This is a genomic window from Dietzia sp. (assembly GCF_036741115.1).
In the GTDB taxonomy this organism is placed as follows: domain Bacteria; phylum Actinomycetota; class Actinomycetes; order Mycobacteriales; family Mycobacteriaceae; genus Dietzia.
The window spans coordinates 1-7802 of the sequence record NZ_DAINST010000039.1 but is presented as its reverse complement, the minus strand read 5'-3'; the positions used below and the strand labels follow the sequence as shown (position 1 = coordinate 7802).

Below are 7802 nucleotides of genomic sequence, written 5' to 3'. Positions count from 1 at the left end.
CAGGGCGCCAGCGGCGGCGCACGTTATCCGGACCGAACACATTTCCTCCCGTGGCGCCGAAACGCGGGGAAGGGGACCCGAAGGGCCCTGGGAACTCCCCACCACCGACGCCGGTGAATTATGCGCGTGGCTGCTGCTACTTTGTCCTGCCACACACGGCGACTTCATGCATTCGCGAAACTTGAGTCTGCGGCTGAATTCTTTGCCGTAGAACCGCAAAGTCACCCGTTTGAGAATAGTGCGATCCGGTGTCGTGACAAGTTCCGGCTACGGCTGTTGGCCGTTTTCGGCCCGCTTAGTGTGGTCGTTTGTGCAGGTCAATGGGAATGACGGCGATTGTACTCAGCAATACGAGAACAGGGCTGCCGGAGGGCTGTTTCTTCGCATTGTGGCCGCTGATCGGGTGATAGTGGCACTCTGTGCCCGCCCGAGGCGCCGTCAAATGTGGCTGATTTCTGTGAGAATTCGATTATTTTTAGTGAGTGGGAATTTGATTATTTCCGCATGAAATAGCGGGGAATGGGTGGATCGGTGGCGTTCCTACGCGGGTCGCAGGTGGTGTTGACGGCGACTTTGCGAAAGCCGTGTGAGAGCCGTCCCCCTTGGGGGGCTTCTTTCTTGCCCAGCAAGGGCGAGGAGATTGGTTGCTCTCCGTCCGCGATCTCGATATTGCGGCGCTAGTCGAATTTGCCGGGAGCGGACAGGGTGAGCGGCACCTCTCGCTCGATGGCGCCCGGCGGACGTTTTGTAAGGCGGAAACCCCGCAGCTGAGCCGTTGGATGGATGGCTCAACTGCGGGGTCCGATGTTGGTAGTGCTGAATCCTATCGACAGGGTCCTAGCTTCCTGCCGTGAGCGGGGCGAGGCTTCCGAACAGTGAGCTATCGGACGAGATGCCGGATAGGCTGCCGAGGTCCAGCGAGCCAGAGGTCGGCGTCTTCGGATCCGTCGGCGACTCAGGGTCTTTGATGACCACCCCGTTCGGCTTCACCGAGATGGTGGTGGCCTCGTCGGTGTCCGAAGCCGTGACCACCTCTTCGCCGATGGTCGCACCGGAATACTGGGCGGTCATATCGAACGAGCCCTCTTTCTCGAAGCGGTATTTGAAGGTGGCGGTCGCCTTCTTCGTGACCGGGTCGATGGTGACAGGCGCAGATGCTATGGCTTCCCCGTCGCGGTAGAACCACACCGAGCCCAGATCCTCGACGTCACCCGACGTGAGGTCCGAGCCATCCTCCCTCGTCACGGTGGCGGTAAAGAGGACCTCGTCGCCGACCGTAGACATAGCCGACAGGTCGAGTACTGTCTGCGAACCCACGTTGGGGAGATCCTCGACTATGAGATCTGTGGGCTCAGACGTCACAGGGAGATACCTCCCGTCGTCCGTGTCGCGGCCCGCGAACACTGCGACGATCGACTTTCGACCAGGCGCGGTGAACACGTGCTCGGCCAGGATTGCGGTCCCATCGTCGTCGGTAGTGGCCGTGCCGATATCGCGGCCGTTGGCTCGGAAGGTGACGCTTGAGCCCGTGGGGATGGGCGCACCGTTAGCGGAGAGTGTGGCCGAGACGGTGGCGGCGTGCCCGACGAGGACGGTAGCGGGAGAGACGTGGACCTCCGCCGAAGTGGTGAACTCGGCATTGAAGACGACCTCTTGAGGCTCGGTTTCAGCGGAAGCCTCGTAAATGTTGTCGTCGGTCTCGAAGCCGAGGAAGCGGGCGACGTAGGTGTGCTTCGCGCCCTCGGACTGCGGTACTGCGAAACTATCGGTGTAGCTTGCGGTGACTCCGGTTACTGGAGCCTCCGCGATCTTCTCTCCATCGCGGAGGAACTCCACCTTTGCACCCAGCGGAAGGTCGAGCCCGTCGCTGGGGTCGAGCGTCGCCGTGAGTGTGACCGATCCATTCCCCTGGGAGACGGCGCCCTTGTTCGCTGTGAGGGTGGTCTCCGTGGTGACAACGGCCTTTGGGGCGGGATCGACCGTAGCGGTGGTCTGCGAGTCCGCCGAACTCTCGAACTTGTTGGGCACTCCGAGGTACTTGGCGGTGACCTCGTGAGCTTCCGGGTTCCGGTCGTCCAGAGGCGGGAACGTGTGCGTCGTCTCCGCGGAGCCATTGACCACTGGCGCTCGGCCGATCGAGACCCCGTCGACGAAGAACTCGACCTCGCCCTCGTTGATGGGCGCCGGCGAGCTCGCGTTGGACGTGACAGAGGCAGCGAGCCTGGTATCGACGGTTCCGGTCTCGATATGGAGATCAGTGGTGGTGAGTGCCGCGGTAGTGGAGCCGATGACCCGCGTCGAAGTGAGCTTACCTGTCGATGCGGGCGAGGTGCACCAGTAGTCGTCGTTATTGAAGTTGTCCGCTCCGAAGAGGCCGTCGCGCTTGTCGAGGCCGAAGCTCAGTACGCTGTTGATTCCGGAAATCTCGGCCGAGGACCCTGCGCCGCGGAGTCCCACGTCGATCGACTTCCCGGCGGTGGCCGGCGCGACGAGGTCGATCTTTACCGTCGGGAAGCGGAAAGAGCCGCGCTGTACCGAGTAGATTCCGTTCTTCGGATCGTTGGTGTTCTGCTTCCCGCCGTTATTGACGGTGCTCTGTCCCCAGATCCGAGCGAAGCCGCCGGAAGCGCTGGGGTTACCGTCGGCGCCGACCCGTTCGACCTTGAGGCTCCCATTCTTTTGAGAGATACCCGACTGGCCACCGGCACTGCTCACTCCCGTGACGGCAACGCCAGGGGGCAGAGCAATGTCGTACTTCGCGTTGCCCATCTCTTCGCCGGTGGTCTTCCAAGTGCCGGGTTGCACGTACACGGAGAACGCTTGTCCGGGCGAGACCTCTCGCGGGTAGGTGACGTTCGTCTGCGAGGAGTTGACGATTGCGTGGGCCGGGGCCCCATTATTCGTCGTTCTGCCACCAAGAGTTTCGTATTCTGTGCCGGCGCACGTGTAGTCGAACGACTTGTTTTCGGTGAAGGGCGCGCTGTTGACCGCGCCCGCAGTGGGAGCGAGCACCGAGATCGATGCGAGAGCCAAACCGGCCGCTGCCGCGGTGCTGAGGATCCTTGGCATAGGTCTAGTTCCTTGTCTGGGAAAGTGAGCCGGTGAGGCTGCCGAGGCTGGAGAAATTGCCGTCGCCGAAGAGTCCGGCGAGGTCGAGCGAACCGATGGAGCCGGTCGAGGGATCGACGTCTACGTCGTCGCCCGGATCCGCTCCGATCACCGTGATGGTGATCGATTCGGAGATGGTTTCCGTCGTGCTGGTTCCATGGAACGTGAACTCGAGGACCTTCGACGGAGGCGTCGCTCCGGTAAAGGTGAAGTTTGCTTGTGCTAGTCCCCGGACGACCTGAATGCGCAGCTCGTCGCCGTCGGCTGTGGTTACGGGACGCCCGTTGTTCTTCACGGTGAGGTAGCCCTCCGCGGAAGTTGAATCCGGGGCGTCCTGTGGGTGCACCGCTATTTGGATCGGCGTCGGAGCGCCCGGATGTACGGGCGCAACAGGGCCGGTCACGGTCATCTCGAGTGCTCTGGTTCCTCCGCCATCGCCGCCAACACGCACGGTGTGGATGGAAGTGTGCGGTTGGAACTTGCGCGCATCGGTGGGGGTGAACTGCACGGTCACCTGCCGGCCTGTCTCGGCCGCGGCCGGGAAGGTAAGGGACACGTGGCCCTCGCCGTCGGTGATAGGCACGTCCATGGCGACGACGTGCCCGTCGATGCTCACTGCTGCCGTGCCCGAAGCGCCTGCCGGTTCGACCGCGATCGCGAACTCGTTTGTCTCTCCGGGCTCCACGAATTCGGGGCCGGAGAGCTTGGAACTCGTTGCGACCGTGTCGAGAACACTGAGGGTGCCGGAGTCAGTGGCCTCGGTCTGCTCGGTTCCGGAGGGGATGTAGGTGGCCGTCACCTCGACATCGCCCTCATGGCCGAACGTGAACTGGGTTTCTGCGCGCCCGTCGACGACCTCGGCGGTCTGCTCTTGGTCGCCGGCGACGAATCGCACAGTTCCTTGGGGCGCTGCTGTTCCTTCTGCCGGAGATACGACGGCGGAAACGGTCGCCGGTTCGGCGACGTACGCAGGCTGGTCCAGGCCCTCGAGCGCGAGGGAGGTCCCGGCGTTCCTGGTGATAGTGAGAGTCGCCGAGGTCTGCGCGCTCCCGTATGCGGAGGTTGCGGATGGCTCGTAGGTGGCGGTCACCGTTCCCTCTCCGGGCTCGGTGAACGTGAGACTCGACGCGGCATGGCCATCGCGCACCTCGACGGTACGAGACTGACCACCGCCGGTGAAGGTGACGGTCCCGCGTGCGTCTGACGGCACGGTCGCGCTGACCGGGACTCGGGTATTGCTCGAAGCGGTGGAAGGAATGTCGATAGTGAGCGGTGTCTCGAGCGCCGCCACGGTGATATCGAGCTGGGCCTCGGAAGTCGAATGGCGCGGGTCGGTTGGCGTGAACTGTGCCCGGACCGGCTCGCTCGGCTGGGAGTTGAAGATCAAGGTCGTCTTCGCCTGGCCGGTTTCCGTGTCCACCGGGACGGTCGTCCTCTGATTACCGCTTACGAATGTGACGGACCCCGGTACATTCGGCGAGACGGTCGCTACGAATTCGGCCGGGGTGCGAAGGTAAATGGCGTCCGGGCCGTCGAGGCGGGTCGTGGTATCGATGCCGACGATGTCCGTCCGCTTCATCGACGCCGCCTGCGGAGAAATCGGGGCTGTGGCGGAAGCTCGCGGTGAGCAATACGTGGGAGCGAAGATGGTGCCGACAATCGGAGCGCTCGCTGATGCCGTGAGAGTGAGAAAGCTCGCCGGGTTGGTGCCGTAACTCGCAGCGGCGCCTTCCGTACGCACTCCGATGTCCGCGTGTCCCGCCCGTTCAGCCTCGAAAGTGAGGGTGACGGTCGGGAACTCGAGGTCGACCGACTTCTTGTTCGCGAGGTCCATGCCGAGGCCGGCATGGGAGCTCGTCGACGCGTTTCCGCCGTTGCCGATCGTGTTGTATCCCTTGTCGGTCAGGCGGAGGACGTTGCCGTTCGGATTGGCATTGCCGTTCTCGTCAACGGTGATGATCTGAGCCTGCGAGACATTGAGGTTGCCGCCAGAGAGCTTCGAGGAGACGAGCTTGGCTCCCGACGGGCGCTGGAGATCCAGCTTGAGCCTAGAGGCCCGCTGCAAGGACGCGATGCTAGGCAGCGAATCCAGCGACACCGAAATCGGGTCGATCTGGAACGTGACGTCATATCGATCGCCGACGGTTACCTGGTCGGGTGCGGTCACGTGAACGGACACATTCTTGTCGGGAGTGACATCCATCGGTCCGCCCTGTCCGAGGACGCTCGGGGCGTTGATGCGACACGTAGTGGCGAACGACGAGGTTGAAGTGGTGTTTTCCTGCCCCGCGGCAGAAGGTGGAATGGCGGCAGCGGCGATGACCAGCCCCAGGGCCGAGAACACCGCGATGGGTCGACGCATAAATGACTCCTGAAGTCTGAATTGATGCATGGAGCGAAAGCGAAGGGCAGACGACGGAGCAATAACCTCGATAAACGTCCCCCAAGTGGTGACACTATTCCACTTCGGATCATTGGTATGCCGAGAACGCTGTGTCAACTCTCAGTTTGTACACATTTGGGGGCGTTGTCGGTCCGGTTGGTGAACGGAACACGAGCAGGAATCCTCGCGAGTGTGCCCAGCGGTTGAGGGAGAGTCGGGCGTGCAGTGTCGTGAACGAACCCCAGACCGCACACGAAAAAGCCGGGGCCTGCGATAATGCAGGCCCCGGCTTGTCTGTGGAGCCGATGACGGGAATCGAACCCGCGCTGTCTGCTTGGGAAGCAGAAGTTCTACCATTGAACTACATCGGCGTACCTGCAAAGCATCGCCTGCAGGTGTGGACAGCGTAGCACGAGGTTATTTGCCGCCCGAATTCCGGCCGTCGCCCCGTCCGGGGCGTCCCGGCATCGATCCCGGCCCGTGGATCCCCGGCTTCGGTGGGTTCCTCGGCACGAAACCGAAGGCGATCGCACCGCCGAGCCCAACCACCACGCCGATCACGATGGACCACAGCACGGAAAGCCCTCCGGTGAGCCCGAGAAGGAACACCAGCACCCCGACTCCGAGGCACAGCGTGGATATGGGCGTCCATTTCCAAATGTATTTCGAGGGTTCTTCCGGGCGTGTCATGCCTCCATTGCACCACCTGGACCCGGGCAAACGCCATCGGGGTCGCGCGTTCGCGGGTACTCCGCCGGAGATGGCACAGAGAAAAGTTTCGGCCACCCTCTTGTGTTGCAGGTAAGCCTTACCTAAAGTCGTGTGCGGCGGCTCGTCACGGACCGCGCTCCGTTAGACGCTCGGGGGTCGGGCAGGACCCCCGAGCGTCGCTTTACTTTCAGGGCCGAGAGGCCGACCTTCTAGGTCGCCGAAGCCTCTCCGGCCGCCGGCCCGGGCCGGAGCTCCGGGTCACTCCCTCGACGCGACGATCCCCCAGGAGGATTCCATGGACATCCAGTTCGCCGAACCGGAAGAGCGACTGGCCACCATGGTTCGAGCGGGAACCGGATCTGTGGAGCTCATGGCGGTCGAAGGCTATCCGCCGGTGGCCGAGTTCCCCCTCATTTTCGCGGCGCTCCACCGCGGCGACTTGGTCATCGGGATCCCGCTGTTCGGCGGCGAGGCGGAGCTCCTCAATGCGGCCGCACGCGTCGAACTACTCGATTGCGTGTACCCCGGCGAACTCGGCTCAACCGGCGCTTCGCTCATCGGCGCGTGCCACTGCGACGGGGGCGCAGGCCGTCTCATTCGCCGGATCGCAGCCGTCGGCGGTGCCCTTCGCCCCCCCAACCTCGCGGAGCAGCGCGCCCTTGCGCTCGAGATCGCCGAAGACCTCGCGCACCCCGAGCTCCTCGCCGTCGGGGCGGAGGTTCGCCTCGCGATCATCGAGCCCGCCTCGGTCGACCTCGTCGAACCCACGGGCTGCCAGGCCGTCGACCCCGCGGACCTTCTGCTCGCGGAGCCCGATCCCTTCTCCGACATCGAGGCGGTGTGGCTCGCCCGCCTCAACGATCCGGCGTCCGGCGTCACACGGAAAATGATCGACAATCTGTGCGTCGACAACCCGCAGGGCATGTGGTCGGGGGAGAGCGTGCCGCCGCGCTCGGCGGCTGTCACTGCGATGGACCGCTTCGGCGTCACGCTCTCGGCCCTCGACCACCTCGGCGTGCGTCGAGAATGGCGGCTCGGCTTCGGCTCGGACTGCGTGACCATCGCCGACCTCGGCCGCGAGATCCGCGAGCTGTGCGGGATGTGCCCGGGCCGCGGCGCACTCCACCCGCGGAATCCCGCGCGGTAACCTGGGCGACGTGCTTCTCTCCGATCGCGATATCCGCGCCGGCCTGGACTCGGGCCGCCTCGGCATCGATCCCCTCGACGAGTCCCTAGTGCAGCCGTCGAGCGTGGACGTGCGCCTCGACCGCTACTTCCGGGTCTTCAATAACTCCCGTTACACGCATATCGATCCGGCGCAGCAGCAGGACGAGCTCACGGTGCTCGCGGAGGTCCCCGAGGGCGAGGCCTTCGTACTGCATCCCGGCGAGTTCGTGCTCGGCGCCACGCTAGAGCAGGTCTCGCTCTCCTCGGACATCGCTGGCCGCCTCGAGGGCAAGTCCTCCCTCGGCCGCCTCGGCCTGCTCACGCACTCCACCGCAGGCTTTATCGACCCGGGCTTCTCCGGCCACATCACGCTCGAGCTTTCGAACGTGGCGAACCTGCCGATCACCCTGTGGCCGAACATGAAGATCGGGCA

The 7802-nt window shown here is 64.0% G+C and carries 5 protein-coding genes and 1 tRNA gene; 2 read left to right on the top strand and 4 right to left on the bottom strand.

From position 1 onward, the window contains the following. Positions 1-837 precede the first annotated feature (837 nt). The 4 genes from V7E05_RS07710 to V7E05_RS07695 form a co-directional block, all read right to left on the bottom strand. A complete protein-coding gene (locus tag V7E05_RS07710; RefSeq protein WP_333619086.1) occupies positions 838-3069 on the bottom strand; it encodes an Ig-like domain-containing protein in 2232 nt (743 codons plus the stop codon). Between the two features lie 4 nt (positions 3070-3073). Beyond that, a complete protein-coding gene (locus V7E05_RS07705) occupies positions 3074-5470 on the bottom strand; it encodes a hypothetical protein (RefSeq protein WP_333619085.1) in 2397 nt (798 codons plus the stop codon). A 318-nt stretch (positions 5471-5788) separates the two neighbouring features. Next, positions 5789-5862 (bottom strand) — tRNA-Gly (locus V7E05_RS07700). Positions 5863-5908: 46 nt separating this feature from the next. Next, positions 5909-6181, bottom strand: a complete 273-nt coding sequence (locus V7E05_RS07695; protein WP_333619084.1) for a hypothetical protein — start codon at positions 6179-6181, stop codon at positions 5909-5911. A 316-nt stretch (positions 6182-6497) separates the two neighbouring features. Between V7E05_RS07695 and V7E05_RS07690 the strand changes: the two genes are divergently transcribed. Further along, complete coding sequence (locus V7E05_RS07690) at positions 6498-7349, top strand: hypothetical protein (RefSeq protein WP_333619083.1); 852 nt, start codon at positions 6498-6500, stop codon at positions 7347-7349. 10 nt (positions 7350-7359) lie between these two features. After that, on the top strand, positions 7360-7802 hold a 443-nt coding region (gene dcd, locus V7E05_RS07685; protein WP_333619082.1), incomplete at its 3' end, for a dCTP deaminase.

Excerpts from the sequence above, each read along its gene's own strand:
- V7E05_RS07710 (WP_333619086.1), bottom strand. The coding sequence starts at position 3,069 with ATGCCAAGGATCCTCAGCACCGCGGCAGCGGCCGGTTTGGCTCTCGCA.
- V7E05_RS07705 (WP_333619085.1), bottom strand. The coding sequence starts at position 5,470 with ATGCGTCGACCCATCGCGGTGTTCTCGGCCCTGGGGCTGGTCATCGCC.
- V7E05_RS07695 (WP_333619084.1), bottom strand. The coding sequence starts at position 6,181 with ATGACACGCCCGGAAGAACCCTCGAAATACATTTGGAAATGGACGCCC.
- V7E05_RS07690 (WP_333619083.1), top strand. The coding sequence starts at position 6,498 with ATGGACATCCAGTTCGCCGAACCGGAAGAGCGACTGGCCACCATGGTT.